The sequence below is a fragment of the Rhodanobacter sp. C01 genome, assembly GCF_002001045.1.
Classification (GTDB): Bacteria; Pseudomonadota; Gammaproteobacteria; order Xanthomonadales; family Rhodanobacteraceae; genus Rhodanobacter.
Map to the genome: position 1 here is coordinate 83205 of NZ_MUNR01000012.1, position 16253 is coordinate 99457.

At 63.6% G+C, this 16253-nt stretch carries 15 protein-coding genes and 1 tRNA gene; 12 read left to right on the top strand and 4 right to left on the bottom strand.

What is annotated here, in order from left to right; translation table 11 throughout:
- The first annotated feature begins 45 nt into the window (after positions 1-45).
- Genes ligA through B0E50_RS11985 form a run of 3 tightly spaced genes read left to right on the top strand, consistent with a single transcriptional unit; the run spans position 46 to position 3804 of the window.
- Complete coding sequence (gene ligA / locus B0E50_RS11975) at positions 46-2439, top strand: NAD-dependent DNA ligase LigA (protein WP_077441446.1); 2394 nt, start codon at positions 46-48, stop codon at positions 2437-2439.
- Positions 2436-3398 carry an EF-P lysine aminoacylase EpmA gene (gene epmA / locus B0E50_RS11980; RefSeq protein WP_077441447.1) on the top strand — a complete coding sequence of 321 codons (963 nt, stop codon included), beginning with the start codon at positions 2436-2438 and terminating at the stop codon, positions 3396-3398. The genes ligA and epmA overlap by 4 nt, the downstream gene beginning before the upstream one ends.
- A gap of 7 nt (positions 3399-3405) precedes the next feature.
- On the top strand, positions 3406-3804 hold the full coding sequence (locus B0E50_RS11985; protein WP_077441448.1) for a VOC family protein: 399 nt from the start codon (positions 3406-3408) through the stop codon (positions 3802-3804).
- A gap of 42 nt (positions 3805-3846) precedes the next feature.
- Here the strand turns inward: B0E50_RS11985 and aqpZ are convergent, their stop codons facing one another.
- The gene (gene aqpZ / locus B0E50_RS11990) at positions 3847-4551 is read right to left on the bottom strand and encodes an aquaporin Z (RefSeq protein ID WP_217343286.1); all 705 of its coding nucleotides are present in this window, start codon (positions 4549-4551) and stop codon (positions 3847-3849) included.
- A 280-nt stretch (positions 4552-4831) separates the two neighbouring features.
- Between aqpZ and B0E50_RS11995 the strand changes: the two genes are divergently transcribed.
- Complete coding sequence (locus B0E50_RS11995; protein WP_077441971.1) at positions 4832-6160, top strand: MFS transporter; 1329 nt, start codon at positions 4832-4834, stop codon at positions 6158-6160.
- On the opposite strand, the gene B0E50_RS12000 is transcribed toward B0E50_RS11995, so the two are convergent.
- Complete coding sequence (locus tag B0E50_RS12000; RefSeq protein WP_077441449.1) at positions 6157-6843, bottom strand: DUF2461 domain-containing protein; 687 nt, start codon at positions 6841-6843, stop codon at positions 6157-6159. The genes B0E50_RS11995 and B0E50_RS12000 overlap by 4 nt on opposite strands.
- Before the next feature lie 27 nt (positions 6844-6870).
- A complete protein-coding gene (gene sbcB / locus B0E50_RS12005) occupies positions 6871-8316 on the bottom strand; it encodes an exodeoxyribonuclease I (protein WP_077441450.1) in 1446 nt (481 codons plus the stop codon).
- Between the two features lie 70 nt (positions 8317-8386).
- On the opposite strand from sbcB, the gene orn reads away from it, so the two are divergent.
- The 4 genes from orn (at position 8387) to B0E50_RS12025 (ending at position 12383) form a co-directional block, all read left to right on the top strand.
- Complete coding sequence (orn, locus tag B0E50_RS12010; RefSeq protein ID WP_077441451.1) at positions 8387-8953, top strand: oligoribonuclease; 567 nt, start codon at positions 8387-8389, stop codon at positions 8951-8953.
- Between the two features lie 60 nt (positions 8954-9013).
- Entirely contained in the window at positions 9014-9910 is an 897-nt protein-coding gene (gene folP / locus B0E50_RS12015) for a dihydropteroate synthase (protein ID WP_174575048.1), read from the top strand.
- Between the two features lie 88 nt (positions 9911-9998).
- Positions 9999-11351, top strand: coding sequence for a phosphoglucosamine mutase (gene glmM / locus B0E50_RS12020; protein ID WP_077441453.1), 1353 nt, complete (start codon positions 9999-10001; stop codon positions 11349-11351).
- 99 nt (positions 11352-11450) lie between these two features.
- Positions 11451-12383 carry a 2-oxoglutarate and iron-dependent oxygenase domain-containing protein gene (locus B0E50_RS12025; protein ID WP_077441454.1) on the top strand — a complete coding sequence of 311 codons (933 nt, stop codon included), beginning with the start codon at positions 11451-11453 and terminating at the stop codon, positions 12381-12383.
- A 248-nt stretch (positions 12384-12631) separates the two neighbouring features.
- Here B0E50_RS12025 and B0E50_RS12030 read toward each other — a convergent pair whose 3' ends face one another.
- Positions 12632-13444, bottom strand: a complete 813-nt coding sequence (locus tag B0E50_RS12030; RefSeq protein ID WP_077441972.1) for an SDR family oxidoreductase — start codon at positions 13442-13444, stop codon at positions 12632-12634.
- A gap of 135 nt (positions 13445-13579) precedes the next feature.
- Here B0E50_RS12030 and tpiA point away from each other — a divergent pair, with 135 nt between their 5' ends.
- The 4 genes from tpiA to B0E50_RS12050 all read left to right on the top strand — a co-directional run bounded on the left by tpiA (position 13580) and on the right by B0E50_RS12050 (position 16243).
- The gene (gene tpiA, locus B0E50_RS12035; protein ID WP_077441455.1) at positions 13580-14344 is read left to right on the top strand and encodes a triose-phosphate isomerase; all 765 of its coding nucleotides are present in this window, start codon (positions 13580-13582) and stop codon (positions 14342-14344) included.
- A gap of 3 nt (positions 14345-14347) precedes the next feature.
- A complete protein-coding gene (secG, locus tag B0E50_RS12040; protein WP_254427292.1) occupies positions 14348-14806 on the top strand; it encodes a preprotein translocase subunit SecG in 459 nt (152 codons plus the stop codon).
- 12 nt (positions 14807-14818) lie between these two features.
- Positions 14819-14903: transfer RNA gene (locus tag B0E50_RS12045), tRNA-Leu, on the top strand.
- A 185-nt stretch (positions 14904-15088) separates the two neighbouring features.
- Positions 15089-16243 (top strand): Arm DNA-binding domain-containing protein, encoded by a 1155-nt coding sequence (locus B0E50_RS12050; protein ID WP_077441457.1) that lies wholly within the window; start codon positions 15089-15091, stop codon positions 16241-16243.
- Positions 16244-16253 lie beyond the last annotated feature (10 nt).

Below are 16253 nucleotides of genomic sequence, written 5' to 3' on the forward strand. Positions count from 1 at the left end.
GAAATCGGGGTTGTCGCTAAACTGCGCGGTAGCAAGGAGACCTGCATGACCGAACGCCCAGCTCCTGTCGAGATCGTCGACCGCGCCGCCGCGCTGCGGGCGCAGATCGAGCAGGCCAACTACTGCTACCACGTGCTCGACGAGCCGCAGATCACTGACGCCGACTACGATCGCCGAATGCGTGAGCTGGAAGCGCTGGAAGCCGAATACCCGACGCTCGCCTCGGACGATTCACCGACGCGCAAGGTCGGTGCGCGGGCGCATGGTGGCTTTGCCGAGGTGCGCCATCAGTTGCCGATGCTGTCGCTGGGCAATGCGTTCGAGCAGGACGGTGAGACGGAGCGCGAACGCTTCCGCGAAGTGGTCGAGTTCGAGCGGCGCATCGAGCAGACGCTGGATCGGCGCGAACCGGTTTTTTCGGTGGAGCCGAAGCTGGATGGCCTGGCGATCAGCCTGCGTTATGAGCAGGGTGTATTCGTGCAGGGTGCCACCCGCGGCGACGGCGAAACCGGCGAGGATGTCACGGCGAACCTGCGCACGGTGCGGGCGATTCCGTTGAAGCTGCGTGGCGAAGGCTGGCCGGCGGTGCTGGAAGTGCGTGGTGAGGTGATCATGCTGCGCAGGGATTTCGAGACGTTCAATGCCTACGCGCGTGCGCACGATGAAAAACCCCTGGCGAATCCACGCAACGGTGCGGCGGGTTCGCTGCGTCAGCTCGATCCGGCGATCACTGCGAAACGCCGATTGAGTTTCTTCGCCTACGCGATCGGCGCGGTCGAGGATGGCACGCTGCCATCGACGCATTCCGCCACGTTGCAGCAACTACGCGAGTGGGGTTTTCCGGTATCGCCGGAAGTGGACACGGCGCGCGGCTTCGATGGGCTGATCGCATATTTCCGGCGCATCGGCGCGAAGCGTGACAGCCTGCCGTACGACATCGATGGCGTGGTCTACAAGCTGGACGACTATGCCGGACAGCGCGAAATGGGCTTCGTCTCGCGCGCGCCGCGCTGGGCCATCGCGCACAAGTTTCCGGCGCAGGAACAGGCCACGCGTCTGCTGGATATCGAAGTACAGATCGGCCGCACTGGTGCCGCCACGCCGCGTGCGCGGATGGAGCCGGTGCAGGTGGCCGGCGTGACGGTGACCTATGCCACCCTGCACAACGCCGATCAGATTGCGCGGCTGGACGTGCGGGTAGGTGACACGGTGATCGTGCGTCGCGCCGGCGACGTGATTCCGGAAGTGGTGCGCGTGATCGAGGATCAACGGCCGGCCGGCACGGTGCCGTGGACGATGCCGACGCACTGCCCTGTGTGCAACTCCGCGCTGATTCGCGAAGAGGGCGCAGCCGCTTGGCGCTGTTCCGGCGGACTGATCTGCGCCGCACAGCGCAAGGAGGCGCTGATCCATTTCGCGTCGCGTCGCGCGATGGATATCGAAGGCCTGGGCGAACGCTTCGCCGAAGCGCTGGTGGAACTCGATATCGTGCATACACCGGCGGACCTGTACAGACTAAGTGTGGACGATTTCGTCGACATGAAACGGCGCATCGACGAACGCGATGGCACCACGCCGGAAACCGTCAAGGCTGGCAAGGTCGCGACCAAGTGGGCCGAGAACCTGGTTGCTGGCATCGATGCCAGCCGACACACGACGCTGGCGCGTTTCCTGTTCGGGCTGGGCATCATGCACATCGGCGAAAGCACGGCGAAAACGCTGGCGCTGTGGCTGGGCCGGCTGGAATTCGTGCGCAGCATGCCGGCAGCGGTACTGCGCGTATTGCCGGACGTCGGTGACGAAGTGGCATCCTCGATCGCCGGTTTCTTCGCACAGGAGGGCAACCAGCAGGTGGTCGATGCGCTGCTCGCCGCCGGCATCGTGTTCAGCGATGAAGCTGCGCCATCGCCGCAGCTGCGCGAACGGCTGAATCTGGGTGTGTTGCTGGATCAGGCACGAATCAGCAAGCTCGGTCCGAAGAGTACCCGGTTGCTTGTCGAGCATTTCCCGACACTCGACCGGTTACTGGGTGGCGGTACTGCCCACTGGATTACCGCGGGCCTGCCGCAGGCAGCCGCGGCAAGCCTGCAAGGGTTCCTGGCCGATCCGGCTGCGCTTGCTGCGTTGCGCGAAAGCGAGGCCGCGATCCAGCACCTGCTTGCGGCCATTCCGGCCACGGTGACGGTGGAGCGGGCTCCACTCGAGGGGCAGACTTTCGTGCTCACCGGCACGCTGCCCACGCTCAACCGCGACGAGGCGAAGCAGCGGCTTGAAGCGCTGGGGGCGAAAGTATCCGGCTCGGTCTCGAAGAAGACCAGTTTCGTGATCGCGGGCGAAGCGGCCGGTTCCAAGCTCGACAAGGCACAGGAGCTGGGCGTGGCGGTATGGGACGAGGCGCAGCTGCTGGCCCTGCTGGCCATGCACGAGAGCACGACATGAGACGGGAGACGCCATCGATCGCTTCGTTGCAACTGCGCGCAAGGCTCTATGCGTTGATCCGCGCGTTCTTCACCGATCGTCATGTGCTGGAAGTCGAAACCCCGATCCTCTCCGCGGCCGGCAATACCGATCCGAACATCGAGAGTTTCCATACGCACTTCAGCGGGCATGTCGATGCCGGCGTACGCGAACGCTGGCTGCGCACGTCGCCGGAGTTTCCGTTGAAGCGTCTGCTCGCGGCAGGGGTCGGCGACTGCTACGAGCTCGGCCGCGTGTTTCGCAATGGCGAGGCGGGTGGTCGGCACAATCCCGAGTTCAGCATGCTGGAGTGGTATCGGGTCGGCTGGGATCACCGCCGCCTGATGGGTGAGGCCATCGAGCTGGTCGAGGCCGCGCTGGCGATGGTCGGGCGGCGCGCCGAAGTGCTGATCGAGAGTTACCGGCAACTGTTCCTGGATGAGCTTGGCATCGACCCGCTGCATGCGCCGATTGACGAGCTGCGCGCGGCGCTGGACGAGTACAGCATCAACCCGGATGGCCTGGGACGAGATGACTGGCTCGACTTGCTGATCACCCACAAGCTGCAGCCGTCATTCCCGCGTGACCGTATCACGCTGATCCACGATTACCCGGCCACGCAGTGCGCACTGGCCAGGATCCGCCACGGCGAACCGCCACTGGCCGAGCGCTTCGAGCTGTATCTGGGACCCTACGAACTGGCCAACGGCTACCACGAATTGAATGACGCAGCGGAGCAGCGCGCACGTTTCGAGCGCGACAATGCGGTACGCCGCAGCCGTGGCCTGCGTGAGACTCCGATCGACGAGCGTCTGCTCGGCGTACTCGATGCGATGCCCGATTGCGCCGGCGTGGCGCTTGGCGTGGAACGCCTGCTGATGTGCCTGGCCGGCACCGACGCGATCGCCGGCGTGCTGACGTTTCCCTTCGACCAGGCGTGAGTCGGGCATGAGCAAGCCGCTGCTGGGTGCCATCCACCATGTCGCATTGATCTGTTCGGACTATCCGCGTTCGCGCGCGTTCTATAGCGAGACGCTGGGATTGCCGATCGTGCATGAGGTCTACCGCGAGGCCCGCGATTCCTGGAAATGCGATCTGCTGATCAGTCCTGGTGTGCAGCTGGAGCTGTTCTCTTTTCCCGATCCGCCCCCGCGGCCGTCACGACCGGAGGCGCAGGGTCTGCGCCACCTGGCTTTTTCGGTGCTGGATGTGGATGTGGTGGTCAGCGTGCTGGGCGAGCGCGGAGTGAATTGCGAGCCGGTAAGGGTCGATGAATTTACCGGCAAACGCTTCACCTTTTTCGCCGATCCCGATGGTTTGCCGATTGAGCTTTACGAGGCAGGTTGATCGGCCCGGAGCCCCGCCCGTTGCCGGGCGGGGTGGGTGACATCAGGCGTCACGGCTTTCCAGCAAGAAGCGGTAGATCAAACCACCGACGATGCCGCCGATCAGCGGTACCAGCCAGAAGAACCACAGCTGTTCGACCGCCCAACCGCCTTGGAACAGCGCCACACCGGTCGAGCGTGCCGGGTTCACCGAGGTATTGGTGACCGGGATGCTGATCAGGTGAATCAGGGTCAGGGTGAGGCCGATCGCGATACCAGCGAAGCCGGCAGGCGCACGCTTGTCGGTGGCGCCATGAATCACGATCAGGAAGAACGCGGTCATCACCAGTTCGCAGACCAATGCCGCGCACATCGAATAGCCACCCGGCGAATGTGCACCGTAGCCATTCGAGGCGAAGCCGCTGGCGCTGGCGTCGAAACCGGTCTTGCCGCTGGCGATCACATACAGCACCGCCGCTGCCGCAATCGCGGCGATCACCTGCGCCACGATGTACGGAATCACGTCCTTCGCCGGAAAACGGCCACCGGCACAGAGCCCCACCGTGACTGCAGGATTGAAATGGCCGCCGGAGATATGCCCTACCGCGTACACCATGGTCAGCACGGTGAGGCCGAAGGCGAGCGCGACGCCCGCGAAACCGATGCCCAGTTCGGGAAAGCCTGCCGCCAGTACCGCACTGCCACAGCCGCCGATCACCAGCCAGAACGTGCCGAAGAATTCGGCAGCCAAACGTTTGCTCATGCTCATCAGGAAACTCCTTGTCGGTTGAATGCAGGCGCGCGTGCACGCCACGAGCGCTACTCGTCACAACATGCGAAGACGTTTTCCCCGGAACTGCTACAGGTCGCGGCAGCGCATGCGGTTGGACATGCGTTACCGCATCCCGACTTCACCCGGAATCCCTGCCGGACGGGCGCAGCATAAGCGATGGCTTTGCCCAGTACGAGCCTCGTATCGATGCCCCCATGTCGGCTGGCGATGCGTTATGTTGCGCGGACCCATGCCCCGACGCCTGATGGAGCCGCTGATGACCGATGCTGCCATTTTGCCCCTGGCGAACGCGCCTGCGCGTGCGCTCGACCGTCGTGATCTGCGCACGCTGGCCCTTTCCGCCCTGGGCGGCGCACTGGAGTTCTACGATTTCGTGGTGTTCGTGTTCTTTGCGATCCCGCTGGGCCATCTGTTCTTCCCCAAGGACACCCCGGCATGGCTGGGCCAGTTGCAGGTGTATGGCATCTTTGCTTCGGGCTATCTGGCGCGGCCGCTCGGCGGCATCGTGATGGCGCATTACGGCGACAAGCTGGGTCGCAAGCGGATGTTCACGCTCAGCGTGTTCCTGATGGCGGTGCCCACGCTGGGCATCGGCCTGCTGCCGGTGTATGCGCAGATCGGCATGCTGGCACCGTTGCTGCTCTTGCTGTTGCGGGTGGTGCAGGGCATCGCGGTGGGCGGCGAGGTGCCGGGCGCGTGGGTGTTCGTGGCCGAGCACGTGCCCGTGCAACGGATCGGTTTTGCCTGTGCCAGTCTTACCTCGGGACTTACCGTCGGCATCCTGATCGGTTCGCTGGTGGCAGCGGCGATCAACCATCGGATGACACCGGCCGAAGTGCTCGACTGGGGCTGGCGTTTGCCGTTCCTGGTTGGCGGTGTATTCGGCTTCTTCGCGGTGTGGCTGCGGCAATGGCTCAGCGAGACACCGGTGTTCGAGGCGATGCACGCACGCAAGGAACTGGCCAGCGGGTTGCCGTTGCGGCAGGTGTTCGAGCACCATCTGCCGAGCGTGTTGCTGTCGATGCTGGTGACCTGGATGCTCACCGCGGCGATCGTGGTGATGATCCTGATGACGCCGTCGCTGGTGCAGTCGGTGTTCCACATCGAACCGGCGCGCGCGTTCCTTGGCAACAACGTTGCGTCGTTCGCGCTGGCGCTGGGCTGCCTGTGCTACGGCTGGCTGGCCGATCGCATCGGTTATTCGCGTGCGCTGCTGCTCGGGGCGGTCGGCCTGCTGGTCTGCAGCTATGCGTTGTATCTCGACCTGCAAGCTGGCGGTGCGCACTTCATCGCGCTGTACGCACTGGCCGGTTTCAGCGTTGGCGTGGTCGGCGTGGTACCGGCGCTGATGGTGGTGGCGTTTCCGCCGGCGGTGCGCTTCTCCGGGTTGTCGTTCTCGTACAACACGGCCTATGCGTTGTTCGGCGGACTCACGCCGCCACTGATCGGTTTGCTGGTGACGCACTTTGGCGTGCTGGCGCCGGCGCATTACGTGGCGTTTACGGCACTGGTCGGGGGCGCCGTGGCAGTCTGGTCGATGACGATGCGGCGCGCCGGCCATGACACGGCGCATGTCGTGGACTAGAACTCCAGTTCCTGGGCTGCACACAGGTAGTCGATCATCGGTGCGACGCGCTTGAATGTCGTCACGAGCCACGGCAGCAACTCGGTGGAGCAGGCAAGCGCCTCGTCGAAACCTTCCCCGACTGCGAAGTCCTTGCGTTTCAGATCCTCGATCAGTTCGTGCGCGGCATCGTAGCCACGCGGCGGCCGACTCAGCGATTCGCCCCAGAACGTGAGGTGTTCGCGGAATGGCTTGCCCTGCGTGGCACGTTTCCAGGCAGCCGGATTGTCGACGATGAAGTCGCGGATGTGCTTCAACGCATCGGGTTCCGGATGCCACATGCCGCCGCCGGCAAAGCAGTCGCCCGGCTGGATGTGCACATAGAACGACGGTGCAGGGATTTCGTGCCGACGCTCATGGAAGAAACGCGAGCCCTGCCACGGCTTGTACGGCAGCTTGTTGTTGGAGAACCGCGTGTCGCGATAGATGCGGAACAGCGAGCCGCCGTTCTTGCGCGGGTCGGCGCGGTAATGCGGACTGATCTTCGCCAGTGGCACCTGCAGGTCGGTGATCAACTGCAGGAACGGTTCACGCACGTGACGCTCGTAGTCGTCCTTGTGTTCGGTAAACCATTCGCGACTGTTGTTCTTGTCGAGGGCGCGCAGGAAGCGGAAGGTCGCGGGAGTGAAGTAGGTTTGTGGCATGGCGGGTCGCTGGTCTGGTGGGTTGGATCAAACGGTGTCGATGCTGGCAGCGAGTTGTTCGCCCCAGGCCTGCAGCTGATCGAGCAGGGCCAGTTTGCCCTGTGCCTGCGGGTCGTTGCGCAATTCAGTGAGGCGCGCGAAATAGTCATCGAGGGTGAGGCCGGTCAGCGCCGTGTGCCGGCTCAGCCGGGTCTGGCGAAAACCTTCCCAACGCGCACTCTCGTTGCTGTCCAGCGTCTGCGGCCAATTGCGCGCACGGTAGCGGAACAGCAATTCCGGGTAACGCGGATCGCGAAAGGGGAAGGCGCGCCGACCCAGTTCCGCTGGCGGGGTAGCGCGCACCTGGGCCAACAGCTTCTTGTCGGCATCCGGCAGGAAGCCGCCGCCGTACAGCGCCAGCTCGGGATCCTCCGGCGGCGGTAGTTCAGCCGCATGCTGGAACACACGGCGCAGCTTTTCCGCGAGCCCTTCCACTGCGCGCAGGGTGTCGCGATGGGCCACACAGCGTTCCAGATCGACTTGCAGGCGGCTCAAGTCGACACCTTGCAGTACCGACAACGGTGCCAGCGCCGGCGCGTGATTCGCACGCACCGTACGCAGCGGGATGCGTTCGACGCCTTCGGGCAGATCGGCACGTGCGGTGAAGATGCGATCGGCGATCTCGTCCTCGTCCAGCGCCAGCCATGCAGCCGGGTCGATGGCCAGGTCGTACACGATGACCTCGCCGGCACGGCTGGGGTGGGGTGCCAGCGGTGCGATCACCGCCAGGCACTGCCTGCTGGCTGGATAACGTGACGATACATGCACCACCGGCGTCATGTTCACCACGTCGAGCAGCTCGAATACCTTCTGCTTGCGGCGCAGGCCGTAATACCAGTCCCACAGCCGCGGCTGGCGCACCCGCAGCAGCCGTGCCAGGTCGATCAATGCGTACACATCGGACAGGGCGTCATGCGCGCGTTCCTGCCGGAGCTGGTTGGCGCTGGCCAGCTGCTCCAGTTTGAAGCTTGGTGTACCGTCCTCGCGCATCGGCCAGGCGATGCCTTCCGGCCGCAGGGCCTGGCACATGCGCACCAGGTCGATCAGGTCCCAGCGCGAATTGCCGTTCTCCCATTCGCGGCCATAGGGCTCATGGAAGTTGCGGTACAGCATCTGCCGGGTGAACTCGTCGTCGAAGCGCAACGAGTTGTAACCGACGCCGCAGGTGCCGGGCTGGGCCAGTTGTTCGTGCACGCGGGCGGCGAATTCGGCCTCGATGACGCCTTCGCGCTCGGCCAGCTGCGGAGTGATGCCGGTGATCATGCAGGCATCGGGATGTGGCGGCATCTCGCGCGGCGGTTTGCCGTAGAACATCACCGGCTCGCCGATGATTTCCAGCTCCGTCGTGGTGCGGATGCCGGCGAACTGCAGCGGCCGGTCACGGCGCGGGTCGGCGCCGGAGGTCTCGTAGTCGTGCCAGAAGAAGGTCTGCATGGGTCGAATCATCGCATGCGCAAAAGTGCAGGGGGCAACGCTGATAAACTCGCGTCCACAAGGAGAGCTCATGAGCCAAGCCAACGAAGAGAACCTGATCTGGATCGATCTGGAGATGACAGGCCTCGACACCGACAACGACTCGATCCTTGAGATCGCCACGGTGGTCACCGACAAGCATCTGAACGTGCTGGCCGAGGGTCCGGTATTCGCGATCCGCCACGAGATCGACAGGCTGGAATCGATGGACAGCTGGAACAGCAACCAGCACCACAAGTCGGGTTTGTGGCGACAGGTGCTGATTTCTGAAACCGATCACGCGATGGCCGAACAGGCCACGGTCGATTTTCTGCGTGCGTGGGTGCCGCCAGGCAAGTCGCCGATGTGCGGCAATTCGATCTGTCAGGACCGGCGCTTCATGCATCGGCAGATGCCGCGGCTGGAGCGCTACTTCCACTACCGCAACCTGGATGTCTCCACGATCAAGGAACTGGCCCGGCGCTGGGCGCCGAACATCGCCAAGAGTTTCGGCAAGGAGTCGGCGCACACGGCCCTGTCGGATATCCGCGATTCGATTGCCGAGCTGCGTCATTACCGCGGTTACATGGGCGAACTGGGTGGTTCGGCCGAGGTCTGAGGCTGCCGTGGTGTCGCTGCGTGATGCCGGGTCAATGAGGAGTTGAACATGTCGATTGATCTGTTTGCGCCGGTGCTGGACTGTGCCGGGCGTCCATTGCGGCTTGATCGCCCGCGGGTGGTCGGCATCCTCAATCTCACCCCGGACTCGTTTTCCGACGGTGGTGCACACGACAGCGTGGAAGCCGCCGTGACGCATGGTCTTCGCATGGCGGAAGAGGGCGCCGACATGCTGGATGTCGGTGGCGAGTCGACCCGTCCGGGCGCGGCCGATGTATCGGTCGAGGAAGAGCTGCGGCGCGTATTGCCGGTGATCGAGCAGTTGATCGCGCGCACCACGCTGCCGATCGCGATCGATACCTCCAAGCCCGAGGTGATGCGGGCCGCGGTGGCGGCCGGTGCCGGCATGATCAACGACGTGCAAGCCTTGCGCCGCGAAGGAGCGATGGACACCGCCGCCGAACTGGGCGTGCCGGTATGCCTGATGCACATGCAGGGCGAGCCACGCAGCATGCAGGTGGATCCGCATTACGACGACGTGGTGGGCGAGGTACACCGCTTCCTGACCGACCGGCTGTTCGCGTGTGAGCTGGCCGGAATCGACCGCCGCAAGGTGATGGTCGACGTCGGCTTTGGCTTCGGCAAGACGCTGGAACACAATCTGACGTTGTTGTCTGCGCTGGAGCGATTCAGCAACCTGGGCAGTGGCGTGTACGCAGGGCTGTCGCGCAAGTCGATGATTGGTGCACTGACCGGCCGCACCGAACCGGCCGCGCGTGCAGCCGGTTCGGCGGCGGCGGCGCTGATTGCCGTTCAGCGCGGCGCACGCATGGTGCGTGTGCACGACGTGGCGGCCACGGTGGACGCACTGGCTGTGTGGAACGCTGTCCATGCCGTCGATAGGGTGCCGCGCCGCGATGAAAAAACCGCTGCACCGCGCTGGCCGGACGACGACTGAATACTTGCGGAGCGATTTACCGGGGACGGCAATGCAGCATTATGCTTCGCAGCCGGGACAGGGAAACCCTCAGCGAAGGCAGCACACGATGAATCAGCGCAAGTATTTCGGCACGGACGGTATCCGCGGCATGGTCGGGCAATGGCCGATCAGTGCGGATTTCATGCTGCGTCTGGGCCGCGCCGTGGGCAGCGTGCTGGCGCGTGACAGCAAGGATAGGCCGAAGGTACTGATCGGCAAGGACACCCGCGTCTCCGGCTACATGTTCGAAGCGGCACTCGAAGCGGGCCTGGTCGCCGCCGGTGCCGATGTGAGGCTGCTCGGCCCGATGCCGACGCCAGCCGTCGCCTTCCTGACCCGTTCGCTACGGGCCAGCGCAGGCATCGTCATCAGCGCCTCGCACAATCCGCATCACGACAACGGCATCAAGTTCTTCTCCGCCAATGGCGAGAAGCTGTCCGACGCAGTGGAACTGGCGATCGAGCAGGAAGTGGATGCCGACTTTGTCACGGTGCCGTCCGAACGGCTTGGCAAGGCTGCCCGCATTGATGATGCCGTGGCGCGTTATGCCGAGTACTGCAAGGCAACCGTGGCAGAGGATTTCAGCCTGCGCGGGTTGAAGCTGGTGCTGGACTGTGCCCATGGCGCCACCTATCAGGTGGCGCCGAAGGTATTTGCCGAACTCGGCGCCGAGGTCATCGCTATCGGCGACAAGCCGGACGGTTTCAACATCAATCACGGAGTCGGGTCCACCCATCCGCAGGCATTGCAGCAGGCGGTGCTGGCACATGGCGCCGATCTGGGCATGGCGTTCGACGGAGATGGCGATCGGCTGGCGCTGGTCGATCGACATGGCGTCCTGGCTGATGGTGACGACATGCTCTACGTGCTGGCACGTAGCTGGCACTCACGTGGTCTGCTCAAGGGGCCCGTCGTCGGTACCTTGATGAGCAATTACGGCCTGCAGCTGGCGCTGGCGGAATTCGATGTGCCGTTGATCCGTGCCAACGTGGGTGACCGTTACGTATTGCAGCAACTGAAGGACCACGACGGCGTGCTTGGCGGCGAGACGTCCGGCCACATCCTGTGCCTGGATCGTGCCACCACCGGCGACGGCATCGTCGCTGCGCTGGCTGTGCTGGAGGCGTTGGGGCTGTCCGGCCAGGACCTGGCCGCTGCTCGTCAGGGTCTCAAGAAATTGCCGCAAGTGATGCTCAATGTGCGTGCGGCAGGCGCACGCGAGGCGCTGGCCAGCGACGAAGTGCAGCAGGCGCTAACCGAGGTTGAGCGGACCCTGCATGGCCGAGGCCGGGTGGTACTGCGTGCCTCCGGCACCGAACCATTGGTGCGAGTCACCATCGAGGCTGCCGATGCTGCGGAAGTACGGCAGTTGGCAGAAAAGCTGGCGGGGATTGTAAAATCCGTAGCCGAACGCTCGTGAACCTGTAGTTGTACTGGGTCGCCATGGATAGGCCCGACGTGCACCGCCCCTGCGGTGGCGGATGAATCGACCGCACGCCCAACCTAGTGGACTACAGCCATGAAGAATGTTCCTACCCTCGATATTCGCCGTTACGACAACGATCGCGACGCTTTTGTCGCCGAGCTGGGCGCGGCCTACCGTGAATTCGGCTTCTGCTGCATCAGCGGTCACGGCATTCCGCGTGAGCTGATCGACGGGTCCTACGATGTCTTCCAGCGCTTCTTCGCGCTGCCGACCGAAACGAAGATGAAGTATCACGTCGCCGGTACTGGCGGTGCGCGTGGCTACACGCCGTTCAAGGTGGAAACCGCCAAGGACAGCCAGTACGCGGATCTGAAGGAGTTCTGGCACATCGGTCGCGAGATCCCTCGTGACTCGAAGTTCGCCGACGTAATGCCGCCGAACCTCTGGCCTGTCGAAGTGCCGGATTTCAAGCAGTACGGCTACGGCCTGTTCGAGGCGCTGGATCAGCTCGGCACCCGTGTATTGCGTGCGCTGGCGCTGCATATCGACCAGCCGGAAAACTTCTTCGAGGACAAGACCGACGTCGGCAATTCGATCCTGCGTCCGATCCACTATCCACCGATCACCCAGGACAACATTCCCAACGTGCGTGCCGGCGCGCACGAGGACATCAACTTCATCACCTTGCTGGTTGGCGCCAGCGCCGAGGGGCTGGAGGTGCTGAGCGACGGCGAATGGCTGCCGATCACCACCGAGGGCGATGCGATCGTGGTGAACATCGGCGACATGCTGCAGCGGCTGAGCAACCACGTGTATCCGTCTACCTCGCACCGGGTGGTCAATCCGCTGAACGAGAATGCTCGCAAGCCGCGCTATTCGGTGCCGTTCTTCCTGCATCCGAATCCCGACGTGGTGCTGGATCCGCTTGATTCCTGCATCACGCCGGACAACCCGCGTCGCTACGACACGTCGATCAACTCGCATGAGTATTTGATGCAGCGGTTGCGCGAGATCAAGTTGATCTGATGGGTGATGCCGGCGGGCGCGGCAATCACGCACCGCCGGCGCATGCCCAAGGTCATCGGAGACCTCGATGGAGGAGTGTCTCTGGCATGTGGCGCACCAATCCCTTCGACCTGCGCGGTCCTGAAGATTCCCGACTATTGGACTATTGCAAGCAGCCCCTGGCTGCCCTGTAGAGTCGGCAGAGGTGGAACGAGTCAGCCGTACCGAGATGTCAGCGGTTGCTCTTGCCTGCGATCGGATACTTGCGTTCAGACCGGATCCTGTGCCCGGTATCGCCTGGATTGCCTGGCCGACATTTTCATGGCCAGGCGATCCGGCATCAGCTTGAACATCGTCTTGATCGCACGATTGACGCGACCCGTGACGTGGACCGCTTCGCCGCGCTCGATGGCGTCGATGCCTTGCCGCACCACTTCTTCCGCGCGCTGCCACATGAAGTCGGGCAGCTTGTTCATCATGGCGCGGGTGCCGGTGACGTCGTGGAACTCGGAACGGGTGAAGCCCGGACACAGCGCACAAACATGCACGCCTTGCGCCTGGTTTTCCAGCGCCAGCGATTGCGAAAACTTGATCAGGTAGGCCTTGCTTGCCGCGTACAGCGTATGTGCGGCGGTACCCGGCACGTGGCCGGCCAGCGAGGCCACGTTGATGATGCGGCCATAGCCGCGCTCGCGCATGCCGGGCAGCAGGTGCCAGACCAGTTCGGTGGGGGCGGTCAGCAGCACCTGCAGGAACTCGGCATGGATTGGCCAATCGTTCGCCACGAAGGTACCGGGTACGCCGTAACCGGCATTGTTGATCAGCCAGTCGACAGCGAGTCCCTGGCTTGCAAGCGCTTCGCAAAGCGCACGCGGCGCTGCCGGATCGGCCAGATCAGCCGGCATGACGGTCACCTGTCGCCCATGCTGACGGCGGATTTCGTTGGCGATGGCGTCGAGTCGCTCGACGCGTCGTGCGGTGAGCACGAGATCGTGTCCGCGTGCCGCCAGATCACGTGCAAAGGCGGCACCGATGCCGGCCGAGGCGCCGGTGATCAGGGTGAACGGGTGAGCTTGCGACATCGAGCGGGTTCCAGTTCGCGAGGTGGCATCCTGCGCCATCATGCAGGGCCGCCGCGCGGCATGCCAGCGGGGCTCGCGTTGCCGAGTCCGGAGGCGCTCGCTAAGCTAGCGGATTGTTTGCATCGGAAGCAGGGCATGCGCAAGAAACTCGTCGCGGGTAACTGGAAGATGCATGGCAGCCGTTCGATGGCTACGGCACTGGTTGGCGGCATCGCCGGGGGCAAGCCAGCCGGTGTCGATGTGGTGGTGTTTCCGCCGTTCCCGTATATCGGTGCCATTGCTGCTGAACATGCCGGTTCCGTGGGCATCGGTGCGCAGGACGTCAGCGAACATGCGGGCCAGGGTGCCTACACCGGCGAGGTTTCCGCGGCGATGCTGGCTGATGTCGGGGCGCAATGGGTGCTGGTCGGTCATTCCGAGCGGCGTCAGTACCACGCCGAAAGCGACGAACTGGTGGCACGCAAGTTCGCTGCGGCCGGTGCTGCCGGCCTCACCCCTATCCTGTGCGTCGGCGAAACGCTGGACCAGCGCGAGGCCGGTCAGACCGAGGCAGTCATCGCACGCCAGCTGCAGGCCGTGCTGGCTCTCAATGGCATTGCCGGTTTCGACACGGCGGTGATCGCCTATGAGCCGGTCTGGGCCATCGGCACCGGCCGTACCGCCACGCCGGAGATGGCGCAGCAGGTCCATGCCTTCATTCGTAGCCAACTGGAAAAAGAAGATGTTACAATTTCCCGTCTGACCCGACTGCTTTACGGCGGTAGCGTCAAAGCGGCCAATGCCGCGGAATTGTTCGCGCAGGCGGACGTGGACGGAGGATTGATCGGCGGGGCCTCTCTGGTCGCATCCGACTTCCTTGGAATCTGCGCCGCGGCGCATCAGGCGCTACAGGCTCAATAAATAATCATGTTCGTCATTTTCAGCGTGTTTTACATCCTGATCGCTGCGGCGATGATCGTGCTGATTCTGCTGCAGAACGGCGCGGGCGCCGACGCGGGCTCCGGTTTCGGCAGCGGTGCGTCGGCCACGGTATTCGGTGCACGTGGCTCGGCCACGTTCCTGACTCGTGCCACCAGCGTGCTGGCTTCGCTGTTCTTCCTGCTCAGCCTCGGCATGGGGATCTACCTGCATGTGAACGGTGCGCCGCACAGCAGCAAGGCCGATGACCTTGGCGTAATGGCAGGGATGACCAGCAAGCCGGCAACGACACAGGCAGCGCCAGCTGCACCGGCGGGTTCGGAAGTGCCAACGGCTGTTCCTGCCGCCACCGGCAATGCCGTACCAGCTGCACAACCTGCAACAACCCCCGCCCCAGCCAAGGGCGAGGTGCCGGCAGCGACTGAGCCGGCCAAGAAGCACTAAGCAAATACACCTGCCCAGGTGGCGGAACTGGTAGACGCACTACCTTGAGGTGGTAGCGACGCAAGTCGTAGGGGTTCGAGTCCCCTCTTGGGCACCATTACACTGTTCTAGGACGTCCAATACAGTCCAAAGAACATAGGAAAACCCGCGATATAGCGGGTTTTTTTATGCCCGATCGTCCCGTTTCATTCGAGGCGGTCCGATTGAATCCAACGTAAATTGGGGGGCATATTTGGGGACACATGAACCAAAGGCCTGAACCTCTACTTTGGAGATGCCCCCATGGCCCTGACCGATACCGCCATTCGCAAGGCTGCCCCGCGCGACAAGCCATACAAGTTGTCGGACGGGGGTGGCATGTACCTGGAAGTGATGCCGACCGGTGCGAAATACTGGCGGCTCAAGTATCGGATGACCGGCAAAGAGAAGCGATTTGCATTGGGCGTGTACCCGGTGGTGTCCCTGGCCAGCGCCAGGCAGGGACGTGAGGAAGCTCGCAAGCTGCTAGTGCAAGGCGTCGATCCCAGTTCAGCACGTCAGGAAGCCAAACGTCGCGTGCGGGAAATCCGGCAGGTGACTGAGGTTTCCGTTGGCCCCACCGACCGGCACCCGCTGGTGGTGGCGGCTTGCAAGCGGCTGGCAACGGGTGACATCAAGTCTGAAAAGGGGTTGATCTCCGCACCGGCCGAAGTCCTGCATGTCGAGGTGACACGCGGTTCACTGGAGCGTGCGCTCGATTTGTTCAATGCGTTGATCTTCGAGTTCGCCAAGCGCGGATCCACGGTGGAGGTGGACGCGGAGAAGAAGTGGACCGTGCTGATCATCGAGGGCACTCGGGTGGAGCTGAGCGTCACTGAGCGTGTCAGGCGCAAGGAGCATGTGGATACCCCGGAGGAAACGAAGGCGAAGGAGCGCTATTGGAAGCTGCCTCGTTATCCCGGGCGCGAGTATCCGGGGACGCCGAGACACGACTATCTCGCGACCGGCATCCTCACCATAACGGCAGGGCGATGGCCGTCCCGGAGCTGGAACGATACGGAACGTACGCCGCTCGAACGACGATTCCCTGAGGTGGTTTCCGGCCTCATTCTTCTTGCCGCGGAAATCCACGCGCGGGAGGAGAAGCAGGCGAGGGAGGCGGAGCAACGGCGTCTGGCGAAGGAGCACTACGCTCGGATCATGGAACAGCGCAAACGGGAGCGCGGGCTGTTTGAAGCTTTGGAAACCGAGGCGACGAAGTGGGAGCGGGCAGCGCGCCTTCGTGCCTACGTGGACGCCGTCGAACACGCGGCGACATTGGAAGACGAGCTTACCGATGAGCTGGTGGACTGGATCGACTGGGCCAGGACCAAGGCGGACTGGCTGGATCCGATGATTCGCGTCTCCGATCTCATTTTGGATGCCCCGGAGCCGGAGAAGCCGGCTCTGTGGTGGTGATCGAGACATC

Excerpts from the sequence above, each read along its gene's own strand:
- ligA (WP_077441446.1), top strand. The coding sequence starts at position 46 with ATGACCGAACGCCCAGCTCCTGTCGAGATCGTCGACCGCGCCGCCGCG.
- epmA (WP_077441447.1), top strand. The coding sequence starts at position 2,436 with ATGAGACGGGAGACGCCATCGATCGCTTCGTTGCAACTGCGCGCAAGG.
- B0E50_RS11985 (WP_077441448.1), top strand. The coding sequence starts at position 3,406 with ATGAGCAAGCCGCTGCTGGGTGCCATCCACCATGTCGCATTGATCTGT.
- aqpZ (WP_217343286.1), bottom strand. The coding sequence starts at position 4,551 with ATGAGCATGAGCAAACGTTTGGCTGCCGAATTCTTCGGCACGTTCTGG.
- B0E50_RS11995 (WP_077441971.1), top strand. The coding sequence starts at position 4,832 with ATGACCGATGCTGCCATTTTGCCCCTGGCGAACGCGCCTGCGCGTGCG.
- B0E50_RS12000 (WP_077441449.1), bottom strand. The coding sequence starts at position 6,843 with ATGCCACAAACCTACTTCACTCCCGCGACCTTCCGCTTCCTGCGCGCC.
- sbcB (WP_077441450.1), bottom strand. The coding sequence starts at position 8,316 with ATGCAGACCTTCTTCTGGCACGACTACGAGACCTCCGGCGCCGACCCG.
- orn (WP_077441451.1), top strand. The coding sequence starts at position 8,387 with ATGAGCCAAGCCAACGAAGAGAACCTGATCTGGATCGATCTGGAGATG.
- glmM (WP_077441453.1), top strand. The coding sequence starts at position 9,999 with ATGAATCAGCGCAAGTATTTCGGCACGGACGGTATCCGCGGCATGGTC.
- B0E50_RS12025 (WP_077441454.1), top strand. The coding sequence starts at position 11,451 with ATGAAGAATGTTCCTACCCTCGATATTCGCCGTTACGACAACGATCGC.
- B0E50_RS12030 (WP_077441972.1), bottom strand. The coding sequence starts at position 13,444 with ATGTCGCAAGCTCACCCGTTCACCCTGATCACCGGCGCCTCGGCCGGC.
- tpiA (WP_077441455.1), top strand. The coding sequence starts at position 13,580 with ATGCGCAAGAAACTCGTCGCGGGTAACTGGAAGATGCATGGCAGCCGT.
- B0E50_RS12050 (WP_077441457.1), top strand. The coding sequence starts at position 15,089 with ATGGCCCTGACCGATACCGCCATTCGCAAGGCTGCCCCGCGCGACAAG.